The organism is Acinetobacter sp. YH12045 (assembly GCF_013419925.1).
Classification (GTDB): domain Bacteria; phylum Pseudomonadota; class Gammaproteobacteria; order Pseudomonadales; family Moraxellaceae; genus Acinetobacter; species Acinetobacter amyesii.
In genome coordinates this window covers 1-24,079 of sequence record NZ_VOZE01000004.1, presented here as the reverse complement: position 1 = coordinate 24,079, position 24,079 = coordinate 1, and the positions used below count along the sequence as shown (strand labels likewise).

Genomic DNA, 24,079 nt, shown 5'->3' with positions numbered 1-24,079 from the left:
ATGCGTATTCTAAGAACATTTTCCATACTGACTTTAACCACTTTTGGCCTTGGACTCAGTGCCTGCCAAAAACAAGAAAAAGCACAGCAGGATCGTGAAAAACCAGCTGAAACAGCCGTAAAAACCTTGGTTATCGGTTTCCAAAAATCAGCCTTAAATTTGCTGGTTGCCCGTGAACAAAAGCTCTTTGAACAACAATTTCCCGGCGCTCACATTGAGTGGAAGGAGTTCCCTGCTGGCCCACAAATGTTAGAAGCCCTTGCGGTCGGTGCGGTGGATTATGGCTATGTCGGCAACACCCCGCCTATTTTCGCCCAAGCTGCCAATAAAGACCTGAATTATATTGGCTATGAAGTGGTGCCTGAACAGTCGCTTGCTGTCGTGATTCCAGCGGATAGCTCAATCAAAACCATTCAAGAATTACGTGGCAAACGCGTTGCTGTACAAAAAGGCTCGAGTGCGCATGAGTTATTAGCCAAAACTTTAGAAAAAGCCGGTTTGACTTGGAATGACATTCAACCGATTTGGATTCCACCAGCAGATGCACGTGCCGCATTTGATAAAAAATCAATTGATGCATGGGCCATTTGGGACCCGTTTTTATCTGCAGCGGAGTTGGATGCTCAAGCTAAAGTGCTGATTCAATCTGGTGATTTTCCAAAGACCTATTCATTTTATGTGGCAAATCCAAAAGTCGTTCAAGCGCACCCTGATGCCCCAGCTAAATTTTTAAAGGCCTTAGACGCTTCCGATCAGTGGATTGTGAAGAACCAAAATGTGGCTTTAGAGATTTATAAAAACAGCACAGGGCTGCAAAAGAATATTGCTGCACAAGCCTTTTTACGCCGGTCTAAACCATCTCCTGTGCGCTCGCTGACACCCGAGGTCATACAAGCACAGCAAAATATTGCGGACTTATTTAAACAAGTCCAACTGATTCCAAACAACATTCAAGTCCAAAAGCAAGTTTGGACACCTTCATCACATTGATACCCGAGCCATCAAAAATACAAGGAACTGAACATGAAAATTTTCTGGTTTATCCCTACCCACGGTGACAGTCGCTACTTAGGAACAAGTAAAGGTGCACGCCAAGTCGATCATGCCTACATGAAGCAAATTGCAGTAGCGGTGGATAATCTTGGCTATGAAGGCGTTCTGATTCCGACAGGTCGTTCATGTGAAGATCCATGGCTTACAGCTGCAAGCTTGATTGATGCCACTAAAAATCTAAAATTTCTAGTCGCTCTACGTCCGGGGGTGACAACGCCTGCACTGACTGCACGTATGGCTGCAACTTTTGACCGTTTATCTGGCGGTCGTATCTTACTAAACTTAGTCACAGGCGGTGATGAGCAAGAACTCAAGGGTGATGGTGTCTATGAAGATCATGCGACGCGTTACCAAACTGCCGCAGAATACACCACGATTTGGCGTGAAATTTTAACCCGTTCACATACTGGTGAAAGCTATACCTTCCATGGCGCACGCCTGAGTGTGGACGACGCAAAATTACTTTATCCACCGGTACAAAAACCGTATCCACCACTATGGTTTGGCGGTTCTTCAGAGGCAGCTGTTGAACTGGCAACGGATCAAGTTGACACCTATTTAACTTGGGGTGAGCCACCTGCTGCGGTAAAAGAAAAAATTGCAGTGGTGCGTGAAAAAGCCAAAGCCAAAGGACGTGAACTGAATTATGGCATTCGTTTACATGTCATTGTGCGCGAAACCAATGAAGAAGCATGGAAAGCAGCAGAAGAGCTGATCCAATATGTCGACGATGCCACCATTGCAGCCGCGCAAGCCAAGTTCAAAACCATGGACTCTGTTGGTCAACGCCGTATGGCTGAACTGCACAATGGCGACCGTAGCAAATTAGAAGTATCGCCAAACTTATGGGCAGGTGTTGGATTGGTTCGTGGTGGTGCAGGTACGGCACTCGTTGGTGATCCTGAAACTGTAGCCGCACGTATCCAAGAATATGCCGATCTCGGGATTAATACCTTTATTTTCTCTGGTTACCCACACCTTGAAGAGTCGATCCGTTTCGCAGAATTGGTGTTCCCACTACTGCCATTGGAAACGCGTCAGAAATTGGTTCAACCTAACTTAACCGGCCCATTTGGTGAGATCGTCGCGAACAACTACACCCCAGATGAAAATAAAAAAGCTGGAAAGATTCAGGAGCCGGCCTAATGTCCAAAACTGTTTCTGTTGAAACCTTCAAAGCACCGAAGGTTTCACGTGGAACACAACTCGGGCAGCGTTTGCTGCCTTGGTTGTTTCCTATTGCATTAATTATTGTATGGCAAATTGCCTCTGTTACAGGGCTGTTAGAAAGTCGCATTTTGCCTGCGCCAAGTGCGGTGGTGGTAGCCTTTTGGAACTTACTGATCAGTGGTGAACTGTGGAAGCATGTCCAAATCAGTGCGGGTCGTGCTTTGGTTGGGCTTTTAGTTGGGGGTGGATTAGGTCTTTTTTTAGGGCTGCTGAATGGTTCATCCAAAACAGCATCGACGCTACTCGATACCACGCTGCAAATGATCCGTAACATTCCTGCTCTTGCCCTGATTCCATTGGTGATTTTATGGTTTGGGATCGATGAATCGGCCAAGCTTTTTTTAGTCGCTATTGGCGTATTCTTTCCTATTTATATCAATACCTATCATGGTATTCGCTCTGTAGACCCTCAACTGATTGAAATGGGCAAAAGCTACGGTTTGAGTGGCTGGCAACTGTATAAAGAAATCATTCTGCCGGGAGCGATGCCGTCTATTTTGGTTGGCCTGCGTTTTTCACTCGGTCTCGTTTGGGTTTTGTTGATTGTGGCAGAAACCATTTCTGCACAAGCCGGCATCGGTTATATGACCATGAATGCACGCGAATTCCTGCAAACCGACATCGTCTTGGTCGGCATTTTATTGTATGCCCTACTCGGTAAATTGGCCGATGTACTGGCTGTTACCTTAGAAAAATATTTACTCCGTTGGCACTCGGGTTACCAAAAATAAGGAGCATGTGATGACCGATTTAAGCATAAGCCGTCATGCAGACGACTCAACCCAACCTCAGCGTTCTTCTGTCGAGGATATCAACCCCCATGCGGTGTTGGGCGCAGAGATCCTGATTGAACAACTACACAAATTTTATGGCGATGTTAAAGTCCTTGAAGACCTTGACCTACATATTCAACCCGGTGAATTCTTGGCGATTGTCGGTCGTAGTGGCTGTGGTAAAAGTACCCTGCTTCGCCTCATCGCCTACTTAGAAAAGCCGAGTTATGGCGAAATTAAATTTAAGTCTGCACGTCATATTCGTGAAGGCATCACCAGTGATGATATTCGTGTGATGTTCCAAGACCCTCGCCTCCTGCCTTGGCGTAGCATTGAGAAAAATGTGCAACTCGGTTTAAGCAAAGACCAACATGCCAATGCCACAGCACTCCTCGAGAAAGTTGGTTTAAAAGACAAAGCAGGGCTTTGGCCAACACAGCTATCAGGGGGGCAACGTCAACGTACTGCACTGGCACGTGCTTTGTCACATAAACCACGCATTTTGCTGCTAGATGAACCACTGGGTGCGCTCGATGCCTTGACACGTTTAGATATGCAGAATTTGATTGAAAAACTCTGGACTGAACAAGGATTTACCGCGATTTTGGTCACGCATGATGTGAGTGAAGCCGTACAGTTGGCAGACCGTATACTCTTGCTTGATAAAGGCCATATTGCCAAAGAATTTAGTGTCGATTTGACCCGCCCACGAAAAAAAGGCATTGAATTTACTGAACTTGAACAACAAGTCTTGCAAGCGGTCTTGGCCACTTAAGCTGTACTTGTGCAGGAAATCATCACTTAAACCGTGTGACTTCCTGTACTATTCAAGAACAATATCGCAACAAAACCATATTTAGCATTGAGGGTAGATTTATCGCCTGTTGACAAATACATCACAAAAATTACGACAAATCATATAAATCCATGACTAAAAATAATGATTTATTTAAATTTCACCCTAAAATGATTATTTGAAATATTATGGCATTCGTCGTATTTATTTGACCGTTGAACAGAATAAACTGCCAAAATTCATAAAATTAAAAACGATGATTGTGCACAAATCTGTTGATTTGCCGTACAATTCAATATTCCCTTTTCATTTTCTTAAAAGAGCTAATGGAACAAAAAAAGAGTACCCAGAAACGCCACCAGTTGCTTAATGCAGCACTGGATGTCTTTTCCCTGTATGGCTTCAATGGCGCCAGCTTGGATGAGATCGCACAGATTGCAGAAATGCATAAATCGAATATTTTCTATTACTATGAAAATAAAGAAGCGCTTTATGTTGAAGTTCTGACTACGGTTCTACAAAAGTGGCTTGCTCCGCTACAAATGTTGGAAGCAGACCTTGAGCCCGAAGAAGCGATCACCAATTATCTATTGCAGAAAATTGAAGTATCTCGTACCCAACCGAAAGCCTCACGTTTGTTCGCACTTGAAGTCATTCAGGGCGCACCACACATTCTTGAAATTTTAAAAGGTCCACTAAAAAAATTAGTGAAACGCAAAGCCAAAGTCATTAGCAACTGGCAAGAACAAGGCAAAATTTCAAAAGATATTGATCCAGAACTTTTAATTCTGAACATTTGGGCAATCACGCAAAACTATGCTGACTTTGCAACCCAAATGGAAATGGTCACTGGAAAAACCTTACGTAATCGCAGTATGCAACAAAGGATTATTCAACATACCGTCCATATGATGCTTTACGGTGTAATTCCACGCCCAGAAAAGTAAATTGAATTGGGTCGAATTGGCATACGACCATAGCATTCTATGGTCGCCGACCGAAATTAGCTGAATGCCTTATTTTACTGTTTGATATAATTCCAATAATTTCTTTGCGCCGAATAATAAATTTTCTTCCCAATCCAGATGTGCTGTGTCATTCGCACCATCGGTAATATATTTTACCGACACAAAGCGAACACCCAGTTTTTTACATACTTTAGCGATTGCGTAGCCTTCCATATCGACAAGATTACACGGTACTTTCGGCAGCCCAGTTTCAAAGCTGTCGCCTGTACCACAAATTCCTTTAGGCAAATGACTAAACATGCTCTCTGGCTGAATTTCAGCAGGATGATCGGTATCCATCGGGGTCACCCCGACATCAAAACCCAAAGGCGATACATCCATATCCCGTTGTACAAATTGAGCTACTTCAACCAAAGCATGTGCATCAAAATGTGAACTTCCCGCAGTGCCCAAATTCAGCAAAGTATGACATCCGGTTTTTTGAATCACATCAAAGGCTTTAAATGCGGCATTGACTTTACCAATACCACTGTAATGCACTTCAATGCCTGCAGCTTCAAATAAGCCTTTAGATTCACTCGGCAGTGCCATAATTAAAGCGATTTGCTGACGCATAGCGGTCTCCTCAAATTAATGCCTTCATATAGCATACATTTGCACGTGCGCAGAAAAAATCATCTTCAAAAATCACATTGCTCAGAAAAATAAACTCCTCAAACAGATTCAACTGTTATCAAATTTGAAATTGCATCGGACGTTTGCCAATAAATGACGGTGCCAATTGTTGGTCATGACGTAAGGCATCTAAAATCTTCTCTAAGGCAATATGCGCCATATCCCCTCGTACACTATGCGAATGGGTCATTGGCATATGCTCGATCCCAGCTCTTCGCGCTGACAAAATTTTAATGTCTTGTTTGTTGACCACCCAAGTATAGGCATTCACAGCCGGCATCAATGCCTTAGACAACAATTTTGGAATCGGAAATTTATAACTGACACAGGTATAAACCCGTGACTCATACGGTCCCACAGGGCTAATCAGACTATTAAACACCATACCCGACGGCTCTCCCCAATGGTATTCCACCAAGGTAATATTCGGTGCGATAAAACTGTCGCGGTGAACCTGTTCAGCACCATGCGGATTGGTCAGCCATGGCATCATGCCAACATCTGCATCATGGTCATGATAGTCAACGACTACTTTGCGCGGCCCGACATCTATGGTGGCATCTACGGCTTTTCCGGACTCTGAACGAAACCAGCCTTCATGGACAAATATAGTATGGGTCACATCCATAATATTTTGTGCAACAGCGCCCATCTCACCATCATAACTGCCGACCATGTAATAGCTGACCCAGCCGGCTTGATCATAAAACGGTAATTTAAATATTTCTGGGCGTTCCTGTTTGGGCTTTTCACCGAGATAAATCCATACCACCCCATCTTGCTCACATACATCAAAACTACGCTGTTTAAAAGGATGCGGTTTTTCTGGAAAAAATTGTCCATTGACACTAGGAATATGCGCCACATGCCCATCGCCCTGATACGACCAGCCATGATATGGACACGTCACGCAGCCATCAGTCATCTTACCCTGAGACAAAGGCACGCCACGATGTACACATTGATCGAGCAATGCAGCAGCTGTTCCATCTTTTTGTCGGAACAGAACAATTTTTTTACCATACAGGGTGGCTGAAAAAGGCTGATCTTTTTTGAGTTCTTTAGAGGTACAAGCGACGTACCATTCTTCTAATAATCCTTTGGCATCATCCCAAAAACAGGTTTGATTACACATAATTCGATCCTTATTTTTATCTTTTTTGTTTTAATCCATAATCCTTACTCTAGCACCTACACTACAAGCAAGTTTATATCTCGAAGCCTGTTGATCTCTCGAAAATACGCGCAAATTTTATACATGAATGTTTTGCTTGGATAGCAAAATAACGTAACTGCATCACACGCTTGCACAAGCTCTATATTTGTTTGCTGAAATCCGTCAAAGCCAACGCGCTATATTTTTCTTCAACGGATTTACATTCACCCGACATCAATTAAGATGCGCGCTGAGCATCACAATACGCTTTTAAACACGGAGAAAAAAATAAGCTACCGCAATAAAACCCTTGTATGGTTTTCAGCATCACCAATGTCCAAAGCGTACAGAGCAATACTGCAAAAAAAGTACCGAACTGTTGAATAGCGTGTAACTGCGTTTGTTCCACCAAATGGATGACCGCCAAACTAAAAACGCCGAATGGAAACGTCGTCGCCCACCACCCGAGATTAAAGGGTAAATCTCGTAAATGTTTTAGTGTGGTGAGTATAGCGATTCCAAACCACCATACACCAAATCCGAGTAGAACAAGGGCTGCGAACACGCCACCTTGAAGTAATACTTGTCCTAAATCAACCAAATTTACTGCTGTCAAAATACGTGGGGCTTGCTCTCCCAAAATTAACAGCGCTAAAGCCGCTGTCCCAATCGGTCCTAAGGCCAACCAACTGCTGATCGCCATATCCTTGCTTGGCAATTGATGTAAAGCCAGACGCAGCAACAAGATGCTTAAAATGGCAAATGCTGGAAATACTGAGATTCCCCAAAGCAGATAACTCCCCAGCAAAATATGGACAGCATGAGCCTGTGCAGGTAAATGCGCCAACAATAAACCGCCTGAACTGGCAGCCACCTCGCAAGCCACTATCGGCAATAACCATACTGCGGTCATGCCTTGCAGCGCATGTTGCTGACGACTAAACATCAGAAATGGAACACACCATGCAATCGCAATTGCCATCAACACATCGACATACCATAAATATTCAGCCCATGTGATGATGCTTACGCCCAAAAACTCAGTGTAAAGCGTGGTGCCAAATTTCAATGCGCCATTGATCAGGGTTGCCAGTGCCATGGGGATCGCCCCAAGAAATAAACTCATCACCGGATGCTGAAAAATCTGCTTGGCTTCTTGTGGGTATAAGATCCATCGGCTGAGATACATCCCACTAAACAATATGAACAACACGATGCTGATCTGCCACAACCCTGCTCCGATGGACCACATCCACTGCGGCGCCACCGCTATAGATGGTAAAATGAGGGCCACCACACCTGTGCCCATCACCACCGTAAACCAGTTTGGGGTGAAATGACGAATCAAATCTTGTTTATGCTGGAGTTGATAAAATGGCATTTTCATCGCATGATGCTCATCAAAATGGAATGTCTATAGTTTAAGCACACCATTAAATAAGAAAAATTGATTAATATTTATTTTTATAATTTATTTTACTGATAATAAATTCATCTCTGCATAAAAAAACTTGAGTAAAAACACAACAACAAGACGAACGCAGAAGATTATGGCAATATATAGCCCTCAAACATTTTCAACAATTGATTCGCCCATGAAGCTGCTCCGTCTGAATGCTTTAGCGCCCCACTTAGAACTCCCCAAAACTGCCGTGACCATTGGCAATTTTGATGGCGTACATTTGGGTCATCAAGCGATGGTCAGCCAGCTCAAAGACATAGCACAGCAACAAAACTTAAAAACAGCTGTGATGATTTTTGAGCCACAACCACTTGAATTCTTTAAAGCTTATGACGCTCCACCTCGAATCAGTTCACTACGTGAAAAAGTCGAATATTTAACTGAACTGGGCGTCGACTATATTGTGGTGGCGAAATTTGACAATGCCTTTCGTAATCTCAGCGCTGAAGAATTTGCCGATATTTTAAAAAATAAGCTCAATACACAAAGTTTAGTTTTGGGCGAAGATCACCACTTTGGCAAAAACCGTCAAGGCAATAGCGAATTTTTACGCCAATACGGCTTCCAAGTCACAGCCCTGCAAAATGTCGAAGTCGATGGCGAACGTGTCAGTTCAACACTGGTTCGTCAGACATTACAAGCAGGCGACCTTGCCCATGCCGCAAAGCTTTTAGGTCGTCCTTATAGCATTACAGGTCGTGTACAGTATGGCGATCAAATCGGTCGCACGATTAATTTTCCTACCATTAATGTGCGTTTAAACCGTCATAAACCTTGTTTAAATGGCATTTATGCAGTCGATGTCATTTGTGAAACCGAATCTTTAACAGATAAAGTAAAAAGCGAAAATGCTGACAAATTAGGGGTTGCAGGTTATGCACCCTCTGCCCTGTTTGGTGCAGGGCATGTTGGTACGCGTCCCGCGATTAAACAGGAACATCCTGAATGGCGATTAGAAGTACATTTTCCTGATGTTTCTGCTAATCTGTATGGCCTGTTAATGCGGGTGACGTTCTTGAACTTTTTACATGGCGAAAAGGACTACCCTTCGCTTGAAGCACTGAAAGCGGGAATTGATGATGACGTCGAAAAGCTCCTTGAGTTTCGAGGTCAGCACCCTCATTTCCCCTTTTAAACCCCGATTATTTATTGTAAAACGCGTCAGTCAACGGGCTGATAAATTTGGAAGACAACTTGCATGAGCGATAAGCAAACTCCTGAAAATGCAGTGGATTATAAAGCCACGCTAAACCTCCCAGGTACTGAATTTGCGATGAAAGCAAATCTCGCAGTACGTGAAGCGAAATGGTTAGAAGAGTGGTATGCCGACAACATTTATCAGCAGATTCGTGCATCGCGTATTGGCAAGAAAAAATATGTGCTTCATGACGGCCCTCCATACGCAAATGGCCAAATTCACTTAGGCCATGCGGTGAATAAAGTCCTGAAAGACATCATCATCAAAAGCCGTGTGATGGACGGTTTTGACGCGCCGTATGTACCAGGTTGGGACTGTCATGGTCTTCCAATCGAACTGAAAGTTGAAGAAAAAGTCGGTAAAGTCGGCGTGAAAGTAGATGCCTCCACTTTCCGTAAAGCGTGCCGTGAATATGCTTACACCCAAGTCGAATTACAGAAAAAAGACTTCGTGCGTATGGGCGTATTTGGTGATTGGGACAACCCTTACCTCACCATGAACTTCAAACAAGAAGCCGACATCGTTCGTTCGCTCGGTGAAATTGCTAAAGCAGGCCATATTGAGCCGGGTCTTAAACCAGTCAACTGGTGTTTGGACTGTGGTTCTGCCTTAGCTGAAGCTGAAGTAGAATACGAAGACAAAAAATCAGATGCGATTGACGTTGGTTTTAACATTGTTGATTTAGCTGATTTATCTGCACGCCTAGGTGTTACAGTTAGCGATTCTACAGATATCGTAATCTGGACAACCACGCCTTGGACTATGCCTGCCAACCAAGCGGTTGCTCTACATGCTGAGCTTGAATACCAATTGGTGAAAGCAACTGGCGAAGACAAAGCAGCGCAAAACTTCATCCTTGCAAAATCATTAGTTGAATCTGCAACGCAGCGTTATGGCTTTAACGCAGTTGAAGTGATTGCTGAGTTTGCTGGTGCAAAACTTGAAAACCTAGTACTACAACATCCGTTAATTGCTGAACGCCAAGTACCAGTAATCTTAGGTGAGCATGTCACAGACGGCAGTGGTACAGGTGCTGTACATACCGCGCCAGGCCATGGTGTGGACGACTATAAAGTTGGCTTACAGTACAACCTAAAAGTCGACAATCCAGTTGGCGGCAACGGTGTGTATTTACCGACTGCACCAATTTTTGCAGGCGAGCACATCTACAAAGCTAATCCAAAAATCATTGCTGCTTTAACCGAAGCAGGCAAACTTTGGGCACATGTGGTGATCAAACATAGCTATCCACATTGCTGGCGCCATAAAACACCGATTATCTTCCGTGCAACACCGCAATGGTTCATCAGCATGGATGCAAAAGGTTTACGCCAAGGTGCATTGAACGCGATTGAAAATGACATCAGCTTCGTACCGGATTGGGGTAAAAACCGTATCCAATCGATGATTGAAAGTCGTCCAGACTGGTGTATCTCACGTCAACGTACATGGGGCGTGCCAATTCCATTCTTCGTGCATAAAGACACCAACGAACTTCACCCGCGTACGCCTGAGCTGATCGAAGAAGTGGCGAAGCTGATTGAACAAGAAGGTATTGATGGTTGGTATAACCGTGATGCGTCTGAGTTTATCGGTGCAGATGCAGAGCAGTACAATGCGGTTCGTGACACTCTAGACGTTTGGTTTGACTCTGGAACAACACACTTTGCAGTACTTCGTGAACGTGAAGAATTGCAAGACCCTGCTGACTTGTACCTTGAAGGTTCTGACCAACATCGTGGCTGGTTCCAGTCTTCATTGTTAACATCTATGGCGATTAATAACCGCGCACCGTACAAAGGCTTATTGACTCACGGCTTCGTAGTGGATGAGAAAGGCCGCAAAATGTCGAAGTCGATCGGTAACGTGATCACTCCACAAGACATCATCAAAGACATGGGTGCAGATGGTCTACGTTTCTGGATCGCGTCTGCAGACTACCGTTATGAAATGACTGCGGGTAAAGAAATCTTTAGCCGTGCATCAGATGGTTACCGCCGTATCCGTAACACATTGCGTTTCTTGTTGGCTAACTTGAATGGCTTCAAACCATCGACGGATGCTTTGCCTGTTGATCAATTGATCGCGCTTGATCAATACATCTTGCAACGTGCTGCGGAAGTGCAAAAAACTATTCAACAAGCTTATGAAGATATGAACTTCCATATCGTGACCAGCGCATTGACCAACTTCTGTATTAATGACTTGGGTGGTTTCTATTTAGACATCATCAAAGACCGTCAGTACACCACCAAAGCGGACTCTCAAGCGCGTCATTCGGCACAAACTGCGTTGTATCACTTGGTACAAGCTTTCGTACGTTGGATGGCACCAATCTTGACCTTCACTGCACAAGAAGCTTGGCCGTTAATTCCAGAGCAATCTGAGAAATATGTATTTACTGCGGAGTGGTATGACATTCCTGTAGTCTCTACAGCAAATTTAGTGACTGAAGCTGAATGGCAAACCTTGATCACCGTTAAATCTGCAGTGAACAAGTTTATTGAAGCTGCACGTACTGCAAAAACTGTGGGTTCAAACTTGTCTGCCAAAGTTGAACTTTGGGCCAATGCTGAGCTGAAAGCTGTTTTAGACAAATTCGGTGAAGAACTGCGTTTTGTCCTCATCACTTCTCAAGTGATTGTCAATGAGTTTGATGCAGCGCAAGGTGAAGCCTCTGACCTTGATGGTTTAAATGTCAAAGTCTCTGCTGCTGACGGTGAAAAATGTGCACGCTGCTGGCATGTACTGCCAGATGTGAATACACATCACGAACATCCAGGTCTTTGTTCTCGTTGTATTATTAACCTTCCTACAGGTCAAGGCGAAGAGAGAAAATATGCCTAATCCACAAGAAAAAAAGGGCTTCTTTCAATTCTACCCACACAATTTAGTGTGGGTGGGCTTATCCATTGTTGCCATTATTTTGGATCAATGGACCAAATGGATTGCAAGTACACATCTGAACTACGCAGATCCTGTACCTGTCATGCCCTTTTTAAATTGGACATTACTACATAACTATGGCGCAGCCTTTAGTTTCTTGTCCGATGCTGGTGGATGGCAACGTTATTTCTTTACTTCACTCGCAGGACTTGTGTCTGTCATTTTTGTATTTTGGCTCATGCGTATGCCAAAAAACGTGAAAGTTTTACCACTTGCGATTGCCCTCATTTTAGGCGGCGCAATCGGTAACTTAATTGACCGTGTATCTTTAGGTTATGTGGTGGATTTCATTCACGTGTATTACAACAACAGCCACTTTCCTGCATTTAATATTGCAGACAGTGCCATTACTTTAGGCACGATTCTGCTTCTTATCGATACGTTTTTCTTAGAAAAACACCGAATTCAACGTGCGGAAGCGCAAAATGACTGATTTTATCAATCCTAACGAGGAAACTCGTATTGAAGAAGGCTCTAAAGTAGACCTTCACTTTTCTGTTGCTATTGAAAATGGCGTAGAAATTGACAATACCCGTAGCCGTGCTGAACCTGTCAGCCTTGTCATGGGTGATGGCAGCTTATTACCGGGTTTTGAGAAAGCTTTATTCGGTTTACGTGCAGGTGACCGTCGTACCGTGAGCCTTCCTCCAGAAGATGCATTTGGTCCATGGAACCCAGAAAACGTACAAAAATTTGATACCGTCAAATTTGAGCAACGTCCTGTTGAAGGCCATATGATTGAGTTTGAAGATAAAGCCAAACAAAGTCTGTATGGAGTAATCAAAACCGTCGGTGAAGACATTACCGAAGTGGATTTCAACCACCCTCTAGCTGGTAAAAATATCACCTTTGAAGTTGAAATTTTCAAAGTGACCCCTGCCGGTCAACAAGGCGTGAAACTGATCTAAGTTTCAGCAAATAAAAAGCTCCTTCGGGAGCTTTTTTTATCACTATTTTTATAACTATCAATCGACTCGATACATTTTCTGTATATGCAACGGACCGTTTTCATATTAATTTAATGCAAGACTTTAAAACAAGACAGGAAATACGATGAAACTTCATATTATTGTCGGCAGTGTCCGCGAAGGCCGTACGGCAATTAAGATTGCCAACTGGCTACTTTCAGAAATCGAAAGCTATGACTACAGTACCGTAGAAACTGAAATTGTCGATTTAAAAGAATGGGATCTGCCTATTTTTGCAGGCGCACATCCACCATTAACCGGGATTTATGACCAACCCAAACAACAAGCATGGGCAGATAAAATCGCACAAGGTGACGCATTTATTTTCATTAGCCCTGAATATAACCACGGCTACAGCCCTGCGCTCAAAAATGCATTGGATTACCTCGGTAAAGAATGGGCCGGAAAACCTGCGGCATACGTTAGCTATGGTGGCACCAATGGTTCACGTTCGATTGATCAAATTCGCCAAGTGGCAACACAGTTAGGGTTGATTGACTCGAATGCTGTGGTTGAGATTCGCGATATTTTCGCACGTAACCGTGCTGAAACCTTTGAAGGTAATGAGTTTGATAACAAAGCTCTAAAATCTGTGTTTGATAAATTGGTGCAGTATGTCAGTGCTTAACTCATGTCATGCGTTCGATGTAAGAAAATGCTTACAGCAGATGGCGTCCTTGACCACTATGCTAATTGAAGCACCTAATTTATAGTTAAACCATACAGAGACAGGAAGTTTCTAGAATAAAAAGAATGGAACATGCAGGAAGCGATTGATTTGACAGGAGTTGAATCTTAGCAATATACGAAAAAGCCCCAACAGGACGTTGGGGCTTTTTCATTTCGTTCTGTATGCTTAATCATAATGAAGCCCACCTAGGTAGGCTCCTTCTAATCATTGCGATATAGAATATTATCTTGCTTTCGACACATCCACAATTAATCGTGTTGCCAAATACAAACGCGGAATAATACTGTCTTTTAAAATATATTCTGCATTGCTTGAGTGAGCCCCATCTCCTGATAATCCCATTCCCTCAATTACAGCAGCTTTCGACTTTACTCCAGCAAAAGCAGCATCAGTACCGCCTCCTGTTGGAGTCAAAGAAACAGTCAATGGAATGTTTAACTCATTTTTATAGATGTCTTGCGCTTTTTCAGCCAACTTTTTAGAGGCATCATTTACAGCCAACGGTGGACGGCGGACTTCAAATTTCACACTGACTTGGCTATCTGATAACTTTTTATTTTTGATTTTCTCATTTAACGTTTTTTCCACGGCCTCAAAGTCTTGGACACGTAGTGCTCTGACATCCGCCTGTGCAGCAGCATGTTCTGGAATGACATTGCGTGTTTTACCCGCTTCCGCCACAGTCCAATTCAGCTTTAACCCAGTGTTAGGATCAGATAGATTTTGCATTTGTGCGATTTGGTGAGAGAGCTCAGTGAGTGCATTCACCCCTGCCTCAGGTTTCACACCGGCATGTGAAGATTTTCCTTTAATTTCTAAATAGGCTGCGCCAATGCCACTGGTTGCCAGACGTAAGTTACCATCTTTACCGCCCCCTTCAAAAGACAACACCACATCCTGATCTTGTGCTGTTTCTGTAATCAACTTACGTGAGGCAGGTGAGCTGATTTCCTCATCTGAATTCATCAAAACAGTGATCGTGCCATAGTCTTTATAATTCAATTTTTTAAGGGTATTCAAAACATGCAAAATTGCAGCTACCCCTTGTTTATCATCAATGATACCTAAGCCATAGACCTGATTACCGTCAATTTTAAACGGTTGGTTTTTAAGCATTCCCCGTTCATAAACCGTATCCATATGCGCGATCATCATGATTTTACTTTTACCTTGACCTTTCAATACCCCTTTAACTATTGGTCCCATTTTCTCAGGTGTATCGTCCATGCGATAAATATCTGTACTTTCGATCACACTCACTTCAGCACCGACATTCTTCAACTGATCTGCCACCACTTTGGCCATTTGATTCAGGCCTTCAAGATCCTTACTGCCGGATTCAATATTGACCAAGGTTTTCAAGGTCTCTAAATAACTTTGCTTTTGACTTTCCGCAATTTGCATAATCTCTTGTGGAGATGCTGCCCAACTTGCTGAAGCACTAAGCGCAATGACGCAGCCTAATGCGAGCTGAAGTTTTGATGTCGTCCGTTGTTGTGTAAGTGTTCTTAGCATCGATCTTATTCCCTGTATATTTTTCATTATGAATTTTTAATGTCTGATAAATTAGTTCACCATTCAACCAATTAATCGCAAAAATATGTAACACCGCTGATGAAGATTTTAATCTCATCAAAACCAGCTTCCCACTGTTTTAAAACAGGTTTAGATCGATTTGGGTCAATAGTTCTATCGGTCGATAGCCTTAATGCTGTGCAATACATTGACGCGACGGACAGAATGATAATTTAGGTGTTGTACGTTTTGGCTTACATTAGATGCGGATAATAGACACTATTCACGTTATTGGATTACTTTTATATTAAGGTCATACAGCGACAGGATGTCACTGAACATAAAACAACAATGATAAGACAATGAGCAGGAAGCTTACGGTAGGACAGGAGTTATACCGCTAGAATGAATCCGAAAAAGCCCCGACAGGATGTCGGGGCTTTTTCGTTTAGGCTCCGTGAAAGCAACAATCCATGTATTTGCACAGACTAAACATCCACCTGAAAACCTAAATCAACATCACAAGCGGCTTGACCACCTCGAATCCCCCAGTTTTCTTGGGGGCTTTCACATAAGGTAATGATGATATGGTCGGCCGGAATGCCAAATTCCACCAAATTCTGCACGAGCATTTGATATAACTTACACTTGGTTGCTACGGTTCGTCCCGCAAAACAATCAATGGTGATATGTGTAAAGCGCTCAGGCTGCGTCAAATGATCACATACCTGAAACCGATGTGGCGCATGCACTTGCAAACGTATATTGCGGTCATATCGAGGCAGTTGAAAACTCTGTTGTAAGGCGTAAAAAACAGCATTTATCAGCTGTTGTTCTTGTTCTATGCTGTATTACATCCGTATATCGATTTGTGTTGCAGGCATGCGCGAAACTCATTGTTGTTATTTAAATCACTACACTAGCAGGATTTAGCGGCGTTCTGCTGTAGGCATTTACCTACAGCGCTTGCAGTAATTACGCCTGTAGCCTTAACAGCAACGCGCCTATAGTAAGAACATACAGAGACAGGATGTCTTGCAATAAAAATAAATAATGCACATGCAGCAGGAACGCTGATCGGTATGACAGGAGTCATATCTTTAGAATGAATCTAAAAAGCCCTCGATAGGATGTCGAGGGCTTTTTTCATGTCGGCATTCATTCAGCGATCGCACTCTATTCGTCGAAAAATCGCAATTTATCAACAATACTTACATCGCAACAGTAAAACTGTACTTATAATCGGCAGAGAATTTAGACAGAATAACGGCTGCGAGTTCAGCAGCTCGAACTGTCAGCGCTTAGGGATTAGGCGACAACAATAAAAATTGAATTAAAAAATTAGAGAATGACCTATGCAATTGCAACAGCAACAACTGAATAGTTTTACCCGCATTTTTCATGCCGCTCCAGAACACAATAGCCCGCAAGATCTTGCACAATATATTGGCGCGCATCGACAAGAGCTTTTACAACAAATCCATGAAAATGGCATCTTACTGTTTCGTGGTTTTAACATCGAGCAACCCGAACAATTTAACCAACTGATTGAACAATATTTTCAGATTACCCCATGGAATGCATTTAACCCCAATATGCCCAGCTGGGTTGCATCATGGATGCGAAAATACAGCGAGAAATTGCTCGGCGCTGGCGACTACCGTCGTTATATAGACCGCAACACAGTGCAATTGGGTCCAGTCGAAAACTCGGTACAAGGCCCGCATGTTGAAGGCGGCGTGCGCTCAGAACGCTCGCGTTATATCGCCTTATTTTGTCAGGAACCTTCGACGTATTTGGCAGAAACAGGATTTAATAACTTAGAGCAAATTTGGGAGAATTTTCCGAAACATTTACAGGAAAAATATCTCGGCGCATGGAACCATTTTTCTTATGTTTCGGCACGTGAGGTGGGACTATTTGACCGATTATTGCTGAAAAAGAGCCCGTTTAGTCTAGAGATTCGACAAGATAAAAAAGCCAAACTGACCTTACAGCGTTCGCCACTGGTGATTCATCACCCCGATACGAAAAAGCATGTGATTCAGCCGTGGGCTTTTGCCAATAATACCAATCCATTTGCCCATCAGGCGGCCAAAAATTGCTTTGAAAATCGCGGGGAGATTGAAATCGATTCAACGGCGAACGGCATGCAACTGACATGGGAAATTTACACGCCAGAAGGTCAACAAATTGAATGGAACGATGCCGAAAAGCAGCAATTTTTTGATGCGATGTATAAAGATGCCCTGCTTTTAAAGTGGTATAAAGGCGATGTTGCTATTGTGGATAATATTAAAATTGCGCATTGGCGGATGAATGGAGAACAAGGAAATCGTAAATTAATTCAAATTCAAGCCAATGCATTTAATGCCGATGAGCACTATGCGGCTTAGCTGACGTATTTAAAATTCGTGCAGGCCTGTATGTGAGAAGCCCCGTAGGGGCTTTTTTTTATTTTTTGAATTTTTTGTTTCTTTTTTAAACACTATTTTGGATCAATTTTGAATAACCATGCCTTTTCTCCATCTTCAATGCCCCAAATACTGCCGTCTTTGGCTTCAATGAGTCCTCGAATACGCTGTGGCATGGCAATTCGTTGTATTTCTTGGACAGGTTTAAGCTCTGTATCAACAATCACAATCGCTTCTGAAGATAAGCCACCAATCAGCGCTTTATTTTTCCACAAGGGGAACTTTTGCCCTTGGTAAAACATCAAACTTGACGGTGAAATCACCGGTGTCCAGCTGATGGCAGGCGCTTCAAATTCAGGCCGTGTATGATGATCAGGAATCGGTTGATCATCATAATGATCACCATTCGATACATGCGGATAGCCATAGTTTTTCCCACGCTGCACAAGATTTAACTCATCGCCGCCTTTCGGTCCCATTTCGGCCACCCAAAGCTGCTGTTTTGCATCAAATGCCATGCCTAAAGGATTACGGTGCCCGAAGCTCCAGACTTGCTTGGCAACTTCGCCTTGGGTCTGAAATGGATTATCCGCAGCAGGCGTTCCATCACTATTTAAGCGCAGCACTTTACCCAAATTTGACTGTAGATCTTGTGCAGGATCAAACTTCTGACGTTCGCCCGAACTCACCCATAATTTTCCATCTGTTCCAAATTGCATACGGTGTGAATAATGGCCTTGACCTTCTACTTTTGGAATTTGCCTCCAAATGATTTTTCGTTGTTTTAAACTTGGCACAGCTTCATTGAGGTTTAATGTGGCTTTTTCGATGACAGCGCCATAACCGCCCTGTCCGGCTTCTGCATAGCTCAAGTATATCTGATGATTTTTTTCAAACTGTGGATCGAGTGCAATATCACCTAATCCGCCTTGTCCGCCATAGGCTACTTTGGGAAGGTTTTTCACCTGTATTTTCTGCTGATTTTGCGGGTTAAAGATGATCAGCTGGCCTTTTCTTTCTGTCAGCAATAAACGTCCGTCTGAGAGCGGCTGGATGGCCCAAGGCTCATTAAATTGAGCGATTTTTTGTATTTTAAAGCGCTGTTCTTGCTGGATTTGTGCCGATTTTTGAGCTTGGCTTGGTGTTTGATCTTGTGCTGTAGTTGTGGTGTTTTCCGCATGGCATGCGGCTGTCATCAAGATACCGACGATGAGGCTAGGCGTTCGAAAATATTGTATACATTGTTTCATTTACTGTTCCCTTCCCTTTTATAATCATTTGATTCTAATCAATTAATCAGATGATTTTTCTTTGGAAAGGTAACAGAATAATTTTGTACGTTTTGGCTTACATGACATGCAGAAAATTGCTGCTATTCAATTTATTCAAACAGGCCTAATCTACAGTTATCAGGAAACAGGAAGTTTCCGAAACACCAAAACAATAAGAATAGTTTCTGCATCAGGACGTGAGATATGACATGGAGTTGTATCTAAAATACGAAATACGAAGAAAACCCCAACAGGATGTTGGGGTTTTCTTTTTCTAGCTGATTTTTAAAAGTTCGCTCTAATCTAGAACTTTCGCATAACATCTCTGTCAAAACTTCTTACAGTTTCCTGCGAAATTATTACATACCCAAATCCGTCAGCTTGTTAGCGTGGTAGACAATCCTCATTGCAAGGAGTCAATCATGACTTTAAAAGCTTTAGTGATAACGTCAAATGTCGGTGTTGAACATGATGAGCTGATTCAACCCTTAAATTATTTAAATGAAAAGGGAATTGAAGCCATTCATGCCGCTGTTAAACATGCTGCGGTCCAGACAGTAAAAGCCGACAAAAAGGTCGAAGCTGAAGTCCAACCCAATGCCCAATTGAGCAGCGTAAATGCTGAAGACTATGACGTGTTAGTAATTCCGGGCGGAACTGTCAATGCAGATCATCTACGGATCGATGAAGATGCGCTGCGGCTCATTCAAAACTTTGCTAACCATCAAAAACCTATTGCTGCAATTTGTCATGGTCCTTGGGCGCTCATTAATGCTGAAAGAATTCGTGATAAAACTTTGACGTCTTATAAAAGCATTCGTTTGGATTTGGAAAATGCGGGTGCACATTGGGTCGATGAGCAGGTGCACCGCTGTAATACGGGCGGTTGGGTGCTCATTACTTCTCGCTGTCCAGATGACTTGCCTGCGTTTAATCAAGCGATTCAGCAGGAGCTTGAGCAACAGCAACAGCAACAGCAACAGCAACAATAATACAAATGGATAATACCCGCATATTGCATGCGGGTATTTTATAATGTTGATTCATAAAATATATGGCTTACAAATTTTTTAAGTAAGCTACCACATCATCATTGCCTGCCATTTCTGCAAGCTCTAATGCTGTGTATTGGGTCTTATGCTGTACATTTGCACCATTAGCTACCAAAAGCTTCACCACGTCTAAATAGCCGTTTTCTGCGGCTGCATGCAGTGCGCTATAGCCTTCTTCATCGGCAGTGTTTACGTCTGTGCCATTCGCTAAAGATTTTTCGACTTCTGCGAGTTCACCTAAAGATGCCCAGTACACCAGTTCAGGCAAATGCAGTTCATCACCATCTTCAGGGATTGGGGAGATAGAATCAAATTTCATAATTCTTACCTTAATTCAGTTAAACTTTTTCAATTAGATCGTCACCAATATACTCGATTTCATCAGCCTCAAATTCAGTAATTTTCTTAGTCTCTATACCTAATTTATATTTTGGCCGTCCTTTAAAAATAAAGAAGGGATCTGATACTTTTAAATATCTAATTTTTGAAAAATCTTCAGGATTCAACCAAATTGTAACAGTGCTTCCACCTGCTCGACGAATACCAACCATATTACTGTTCGGATATAATTTATAAACACTGCCTTGGATTTCTTGATATTTACCGAGCCAATATTCATCTTTAATTGAATTAAGATAGTCTTTGGTAGTTGAATCAAACGCTGCTATTGTTTCTCTACCTAATAATGGTGTACCAATAGAAATAGCTTCTATACCGCCAATAGTATCTACTCTATTTACAATATTACTAATCTCGGGATAAATTGAACCAATAAAAATTTTTTTATTATCATCTTTTTCATCATGTAATCTTTTTAATAGATCACCAATGTAGTAACCCATAACTCCTGAAATAGTATAGTCAATACATTGTTTTAATACGTTATTGATACTATCAGGATTAAGTAGAGGAACAAGACCAAACAGATCCGAACCCTTTCTACGCTCTCCTAATTGAAGAGCAAGTTTCTCTCTAATTTCTTTTTTGGGATAAGCACCTTTATATAGTTTATTTTCTTTAGCAAGATAAGCTTTATGAATAATTCTTTGGATACTTAAAAGACATTCAGATAAATCATAAATACTAACCCCATGTTTATCTAGCCCTTCCCCTGTGAACTTAATACTTAAAATACTTTCTTCAAATTTTTTATCGGAATACCAAGTCATTGTAATATAATTCAAATAGTTTAATTCTTAATCATACTATGCAATAAATTTTTAAATTAAAATACTTCTCTATTAAAAAAACCCCCTTTCGGAGGCTTTTCTTTTTAAAGAATCACAACTTAAGCTTTGGCTGTAGTTGCCTCTTTAACATCAATCTTATCACTGTCATTTTCATGCATGATCAATGCAACCGCGATTGCAGTAATCAGTACAGGTAAACCTACCGCCATAAAGTTGAAATGCGCAGGTAAGTTCATACCAAGCAAACCACCAATCAGAATCGGCCCTACAATCGCACCCATACGACCAATGGCAGAAGACCAACCAATACCTGTCGAACGTACAGCAAGTGGGTAATACTGCGCCACATAGCTGTACAGCAGCATTTGCGAACCAATAGACGCAGCACCTGCCAAGAACACCAAGATGTATAGCAAGAATTGATTTGACTGGAAGCCCATCAAGCTCATCACAATCGCGCCCATCATACCCAAAACCATCAGCACAGGTTTTAAATGGAAACGGTCAGCCAAAATACCACCGCCAACAATACCCACAACTGCGCCAACGTTCATGACCATCATGAACATCAAGCTGTTATCCATAGAATAACCGGCTGCCATCATCAGTTTTGGTAACCAGCTGCTTAGCGCATACATGGTCAATAGGCACGTAAAGAACGCCACCCAAAACAGCAATGTATTTACGGCACGACCACGGCGGAACAAACTCACCACGTTAGCAGCTTCAGGTACATTTTCTTGCGGTAAAGTGAACACTGTATTTTCAGTAACTTTCACTTCAGGCGCTAAGCGCTTCACGATACTGCGGGCTTTTTCCTGTTTGTTTTCTTTCACCATAAATGCCAAAGATTCAGGTAAGAATTTCCAAATCACAGGTAAAAGGAAAAGTGGAATACCTGCAATAAAGAACATGATTTGCCAACCAAAATCAGGGGTGAACCATGAACCTAAAAGTGCCGCCATCACACCACCGACTGCATAACCACTAAACATCGTCGTTACCAGTGTGCTACGCATCTTCTGCGGCGCGTATTCAGACGTTAAAGCCACAAGGTTAGGCATGACACCGCCAATCCCTAAACCAGCCAAGAAACGCAAAATACCAAATTCTGTTGGATTCGACGCAAAACCACCGGCAAAGGTCAAACCACTAAATAAAACAATACAGATCATAATGACTTTTTTACGGCCAATCTTATCTGCTAAAGAGCCAAAGAACATGGCACCAAACATCATGCCTGCGAGCGCAGTACTGGCAAGCATCCCCGCTTGCATTGCACTTAAGCCCCAGTCTTGCATCAATAATGGTAAAACCACGCCATTAATCGCTAAATCGTAGCCATCAAATAAAATAATCAATAAGCACCAAGCCACTACATTGAAGTGGAACGGGGTAAATTTAGCCTTATCGACTACAGAATTTATGTCTATTTTTTCCGTTGTCATCGTTCTCATCTCCCATGAGTACTTGTCCATAACATTCATTGAATTTTTAAGTAAAATTCAACAGCCACGGAATATACGGAACAGTAATTTCTAGGGATATTAGACGTATGTTTAATAAATCGAATTGCTTATAAGTGCATGTTAATTGTGTTATTTTTCATGTTTTAGTTTAATTATTAAACATTATCAATATATGATTATTTAACTGATTTTTTTAAATAATAATACTCTTATTTTCAGGTCTAATTCTTCTATTCTTTCATTAAACTTCAGAACGACACACCATCATTTATTTCTATCTTTAGTTTAGAAAAATTTTAAATGTCTAAAAAACAAACGCAATTACATCTTTAGAAAAGCTCACTTTAACGCTCTTGATTGTTTTAAATACCTTGATAGCACTGAGATTAAGCAATCACTAGCTTACAGCGAAATCCACGAGACGCATAATATGACTGCGCGCTATTATGATAGCTAAATACATGATCATAACGTCGATCACAAAACAGTGCCCCGCCCTTTTGCCGAATATCCGCTGGCGTTACGATCCAACTCGAAGTCTTTAAATCGAAATGAAAAACTTGCTGTAACGCACGATAGTCCTCTTCTGTCAGCAGCTGAGCACCGATGTCTCGCACCATATCTATAACGTTATTTTTGGGAGGATGATCCTTCCGATTCTCCAAGGCATCACGGTCATAACATAAGCTTCGTCTAGGTTTTGGCGACTCTAAGCTGCAATCATAAAATATCAGGTCATGAGATTGCCGATTCAGCGTCACAATATCTGGCTCACCGCCTGTATTTTCCATTTCGATTAAAATTTTTAGTTTTGAGGGCTGTGCAATCAATTGTTTTTTTACATCATCCCAAAGCAATTCTGGATGACGCTGCATGTTTGCCTCAAAGCGTTGCTGCAATATCTCTAAAATAGAGACTTCATCGAGATTTTGGAGCATATGTACATCCTATTCTTTTTATACATTGAGACCGTACTTCACTATAAAGAATATAAACTCACCTTGATGTAAATTTTTAGCATTGTTTAGCCTTATTCTTTTTAAATATCTATCATTTCCCAGTTTGTCCTTCTACATTTCTTCTTTCCCCCCTTTTCTCCACACATAAAAAAACACCCCCTGCACGAGTCAGGGGGTGTTTTCGAATAATGAGCTGGCGATGACTTACTCTCACATGGGTAACCCCACACTACCATCAGCGCTAAGAGGTTTCACTTCTGAGTTCGGGAAGGGATCAGGTGGTTCACTCTTGC

22 protein-coding genes and 1 rRNA gene are annotated in these 24,079 nt (G+C 42.2%); 12 read left to right on the top strand and 11 right to left on the bottom strand.

The window, feature by feature from the left end; translation table 11 throughout:
- The 5 genes from FTU02_RS06690 (at position 1) to FTU02_RS06670 (ending at position 4,799) form a co-directional block, all read left to right on the top strand.
- Complete coding sequence (locus FTU02_RS06690) at positions 1-990, top strand: aliphatic sulfonate ABC transporter substrate-binding protein (protein WP_180132829.1); 990 nt, start codon at positions 1-3, stop codon at positions 988-990.
- Positions 991-1,023: 33 nt separating this feature from the next.
- Positions 1,024-2,199, top strand: a complete 1,176-nt coding sequence (gene ssuD, locus FTU02_RS06685) for an FMNH2-dependent alkanesulfonate monooxygenase (protein ID WP_180132830.1) — start codon at positions 1,024-1,026, stop codon at positions 2,197-2,199.
- Entirely contained in the window at positions 2,199-3,014 is an 816-nt protein-coding gene (gene ssuC / locus FTU02_RS06680) for an aliphatic sulfonate ABC transporter permease SsuC (protein ID WP_180084476.1), read from the top strand. The genes ssuD and ssuC overlap by 1 nt, the downstream gene beginning before the upstream one ends.
- Before the next feature lie 10 nt (positions 3,015-3,024).
- Positions 3,025-3,831, top strand: coding sequence for an ABC transporter ATP-binding protein (locus FTU02_RS06675; protein WP_180156429.1), 807 nt, complete (start codon positions 3,025-3,027; stop codon positions 3,829-3,831).
- 347 nt (positions 3,832-4,178) lie between these two features.
- On the top strand, positions 4,179-4,799 hold the full coding sequence (locus FTU02_RS06670; RefSeq protein ID WP_078190649.1) for a TetR/AcrR family transcriptional regulator: 621 nt from the start codon (positions 4,179-4,181) through the stop codon (positions 4,797-4,799).
- 69 nt (positions 4,800-4,868) lie between these two features.
- On the opposite strand, the gene FTU02_RS06665 is transcribed toward FTU02_RS06670, so the two are convergent.
- From FTU02_RS06665 to FTU02_RS06655, 3 genes are all read right to left on the bottom strand, one after another.
- The gene (locus FTU02_RS06665) at positions 4,869-5,435 is read right to left on the bottom strand and encodes a 5'-nucleosidase (protein ID WP_078190650.1); all 567 of its coding nucleotides are present in this window, start codon (positions 5,433-5,435) and stop codon (positions 4,869-4,871) included.
- Positions 5,436-5,553: 118 nt separating this feature from the next.
- Positions 5,554-6,630 (bottom strand): aromatic ring-hydroxylating dioxygenase subunit alpha, encoded by a 1,077-nt coding sequence (locus FTU02_RS06660; RefSeq protein ID WP_180156427.1) that lies wholly within the window; start codon positions 6,628-6,630, stop codon positions 5,554-5,556.
- Positions 6,631-6,889: 259 nt separating this feature from the next.
- On the bottom strand, positions 6,890-8,038 hold the full coding sequence (locus FTU02_RS06655) for a TDT family transporter (RefSeq protein ID WP_180156426.1): 1,149 nt from the start codon (positions 8,036-8,038) through the stop codon (positions 6,890-6,892).
- 208 nt (positions 8,039-8,246) lie between these two features.
- On the opposite strand from FTU02_RS06655, the gene ribF reads away from it, so the two are divergent.
- The 5 genes from ribF to FTU02_RS06630 all read left to right on the top strand — a co-directional run bounded on the left by ribF (position 8,247) and on the right by FTU02_RS06630 (position 13,853).
- Entirely contained in the window at positions 8,247-9,248 is a 1,002-nt protein-coding gene (ribF, locus tag FTU02_RS06650; protein WP_111886018.1) for a riboflavin biosynthesis protein RibF, read from the top strand.
- Positions 9,249-9,311: 63 nt separating this feature from the next.
- The gene (gene ileS / locus FTU02_RS06645; RefSeq protein ID WP_180156424.1) at positions 9,312-12,158 is read left to right on the top strand and encodes an isoleucine--tRNA ligase; all 2,847 of its coding nucleotides are present in this window, start codon (positions 9,312-9,314) and stop codon (positions 12,156-12,158) included.
- Positions 12,151-12,690, top strand: coding sequence for a signal peptidase II (gene lspA, locus FTU02_RS06640; protein WP_180084480.1), 540 nt, complete (start codon positions 12,151-12,153; stop codon positions 12,688-12,690). The genes ileS and lspA overlap by 8 nt, the downstream gene beginning before the upstream one ends.
- The gene (locus FTU02_RS06635; RefSeq protein ID WP_078190656.1) at positions 12,683-13,165 is read left to right on the top strand and encodes a peptidylprolyl isomerase; all 483 of its coding nucleotides are present in this window, start codon (positions 12,683-12,685) and stop codon (positions 13,163-13,165) included. The genes lspA and FTU02_RS06635 overlap by 8 nt, the downstream gene beginning before the upstream one ends.
- Before the next feature lie 145 nt (positions 13,166-13,310).
- The gene (locus FTU02_RS06630) at positions 13,311-13,853 is read left to right on the top strand and encodes an NADPH-dependent FMN reductase (protein ID WP_180024676.1); all 543 of its coding nucleotides are present in this window, start codon (positions 13,311-13,313) and stop codon (positions 13,851-13,853) included.
- A 285-nt stretch (positions 13,854-14,138) separates the two neighbouring features.
- Here the strand turns inward: FTU02_RS06630 and FTU02_RS06625 are convergent, their stop codons facing one another.
- Both FTU02_RS06625 and FTU02_RS06620 read right to left on the bottom strand, forming a co-directional pair.
- Positions 14,139-15,431, bottom strand: coding sequence for a glutamate carboxypeptidase (locus FTU02_RS06625; RefSeq protein WP_180092619.1), 1,293 nt, complete (start codon positions 15,429-15,431; stop codon positions 14,139-14,141).
- A gap of 488 nt (positions 15,432-15,919) precedes the next feature.
- The gene (locus FTU02_RS06620; RefSeq protein ID WP_373684220.1) at positions 15,920-16,195 is read right to left on the bottom strand and encodes a tautomerase family protein; all 276 of its coding nucleotides are present in this window, start codon (positions 16,193-16,195) and stop codon (positions 15,920-15,922) included.
- 591 nt (positions 16,196-16,786) lie between these two features.
- Here FTU02_RS06620 and FTU02_RS06615 point away from each other — a divergent pair.
- Positions 16,787-17,827 carry a TauD/TfdA family dioxygenase gene (locus tag FTU02_RS06615; protein WP_180156422.1) on the top strand — a complete coding sequence of 347 codons (1,041 nt, stop codon included), beginning with the start codon at positions 16,787-16,789 and terminating at the stop codon, positions 17,825-17,827.
- Between the two features lie 92 nt (positions 17,828-17,919).
- On the opposite strand, the gene FTU02_RS06610 is transcribed toward FTU02_RS06615, so the two are convergent.
- Complete coding sequence (locus tag FTU02_RS06610) at positions 17,920-19,095, bottom strand: PQQ-dependent sugar dehydrogenase (protein WP_180084485.1); 1,176 nt, start codon at positions 19,093-19,095, stop codon at positions 17,920-17,922.
- Between the two features lie 443 nt (positions 19,096-19,538).
- Here FTU02_RS06610 and FTU02_RS06605 point away from each other — a divergent pair, with 443 nt between their 5' ends.
- A complete protein-coding gene (locus FTU02_RS06605; protein ID WP_180156420.1) occupies positions 19,539-20,108 on the top strand; it encodes a type 1 glutamine amidotransferase domain-containing protein in 570 nt (189 codons plus the stop codon).
- A 67-nt stretch (positions 20,109-20,175) separates the two neighbouring features.
- Here the strand turns inward: FTU02_RS06605 and FTU02_RS06600 are convergent, their stop codons facing one another.
- The 5 genes from FTU02_RS06600 to rrf all read right to left on the bottom strand — a co-directional run.
- Positions 20,176-20,487 (bottom strand): ankyrin repeat domain-containing protein, encoded by a 312-nt coding sequence (locus tag FTU02_RS06600; RefSeq protein WP_180156418.1) that lies wholly within the window; start codon positions 20,485-20,487, stop codon positions 20,176-20,178.
- A gap of 19 nt (positions 20,488-20,506) precedes the next feature.
- On the bottom strand, positions 20,507-21,337 hold the full coding sequence (locus tag FTU02_RS06595; RefSeq protein ID WP_180156417.1) for a hypothetical protein: 831 nt from the start codon (positions 21,335-21,337) through the stop codon (positions 20,507-20,509).
- Between the two features lie 119 nt (positions 21,338-21,456).
- Complete coding sequence (locus tag FTU02_RS06590; RefSeq protein ID WP_180107421.1) at positions 21,457-22,806, bottom strand: MFS transporter; 1,350 nt, start codon at positions 22,804-22,806, stop codon at positions 21,457-21,459.
- Between the two features lie 407 nt (positions 22,807-23,213).
- Positions 23,214-23,765, bottom strand: coding sequence for a DUF4256 domain-containing protein (locus FTU02_RS06585; protein ID WP_180078483.1), 552 nt, complete (start codon positions 23,763-23,765; stop codon positions 23,214-23,216).
- 212 nt (positions 23,766-23,977) lie between these two features.
- A 5S ribosomal RNA gene (gene rrf, locus FTU02_RS06580) occupies positions 23,978-24,079 on the bottom strand; the annotation flags it as partial.

Coding starts and splice junctions, on each gene's coding strand:
- FTU02_RS06615 (WP_180156422.1), top strand. CDS start 16,787: ATGCAATTGCAACAGCAACAACTGAATAGTTTTACCCGCATTTTTCAT.
- FTU02_RS06635 (WP_078190656.1), top strand. CDS start 12,683: ATGACTGATTTTATCAATCCTAACGAGGAAACTCGTATTGAAGAAGGC.
- FTU02_RS06655 (WP_180156426.1), bottom strand. CDS start 8,038: ATGAAAATGCCATTTTATCAACTCCAGCATAAACAAGATTTGATTCGT.
- FTU02_RS06605 (WP_180156420.1), top strand. CDS start 19,539: ATGACTTTAAAAGCTTTAGTGATAACGTCAAATGTCGGTGTTGAACAT.
- FTU02_RS06610 (WP_180084485.1), bottom strand. CDS start 19,095: ATGAAACAATGTATACAATATTTTCGAACGCCTAGCCTCATCGTCGGT.
- FTU02_RS06665 (WP_078190650.1), bottom strand. CDS start 5,435: ATGCGTCAGCAAATCGCTTTAATTATGGCACTGCCGAGTGAATCTAAA.
- FTU02_RS06585 (WP_180078483.1), bottom strand. CDS start 23,765: ATGCTCCAAAATCTCGATGAAGTCTCTATTTTAGAGATATTGCAGCAA.
- ileS (WP_180156424.1), top strand. CDS start 9,312: ATGAGCGATAAGCAAACTCCTGAAAATGCAGTGGATTATAAAGCCACG.
- FTU02_RS06660 (WP_180156427.1), bottom strand. CDS start 6,630: ATGTGTAATCAAACCTGTTTTTGGGATGATGCCAAAGGATTATTAGAA.
- ssuD (WP_180132830.1), top strand. CDS start 1,024: ATGAAAATTTTCTGGTTTATCCCTACCCACGGTGACAGTCGCTACTTA.
- ssuC (WP_180084476.1), top strand. CDS start 2,199: ATGTCCAAAACTGTTTCTGTTGAAACCTTCAAAGCACCGAAGGTTTCA.
- FTU02_RS06670 (WP_078190649.1), top strand. CDS start 4,179: ATGGAACAAAAAAAGAGTACCCAGAAACGCCACCAGTTGCTTAATGCA.
- FTU02_RS06590 (WP_180107421.1), bottom strand. CDS start 22,806: ATGACAACGGAAAAAATAGACATAAATTCTGTAGTCGATAAGGCTAAA.
- FTU02_RS06600 (WP_180156418.1), bottom strand. CDS start 20,487: ATGAAATTTGATTCTATCTCCCCAATCCCTGAAGATGGTGATGAACTG.
- FTU02_RS06630 (WP_180024676.1), top strand. CDS start 13,311: ATGAAACTTCATATTATTGTCGGCAGTGTCCGCGAAGGCCGTACGGCA.
- FTU02_RS06690 (WP_180132829.1), top strand. CDS start 1: ATGCGTATTCTAAGAACATTTTCCATACTGACTTTAACCACTTTTGGC.
- ribF (WP_111886018.1), top strand. CDS start 8,247: ATGAAGCTGCTCCGTCTGAATGCTTTAGCGCCCCACTTAGAACTCCCC.
- FTU02_RS06675 (WP_180156429.1), top strand. CDS start 3,025: ATGACCGATTTAAGCATAAGCCGTCATGCAGACGACTCAACCCAACCT.
- lspA (WP_180084480.1), top strand. CDS start 12,151: ATGCCTAATCCACAAGAAAAAAAGGGCTTCTTTCAATTCTACCCACAC.
- FTU02_RS06595 (WP_180156417.1), bottom strand. CDS start 21,337: ATGACTTGGTATTCCGATAAAAAATTTGAAGAAAGTATTTTAAGTATT.
- FTU02_RS06625 (WP_180092619.1), bottom strand. CDS start 15,431: ATGCTAAGAACACTTACACAACAACGGACGACATCAAAACTTCAGCTC.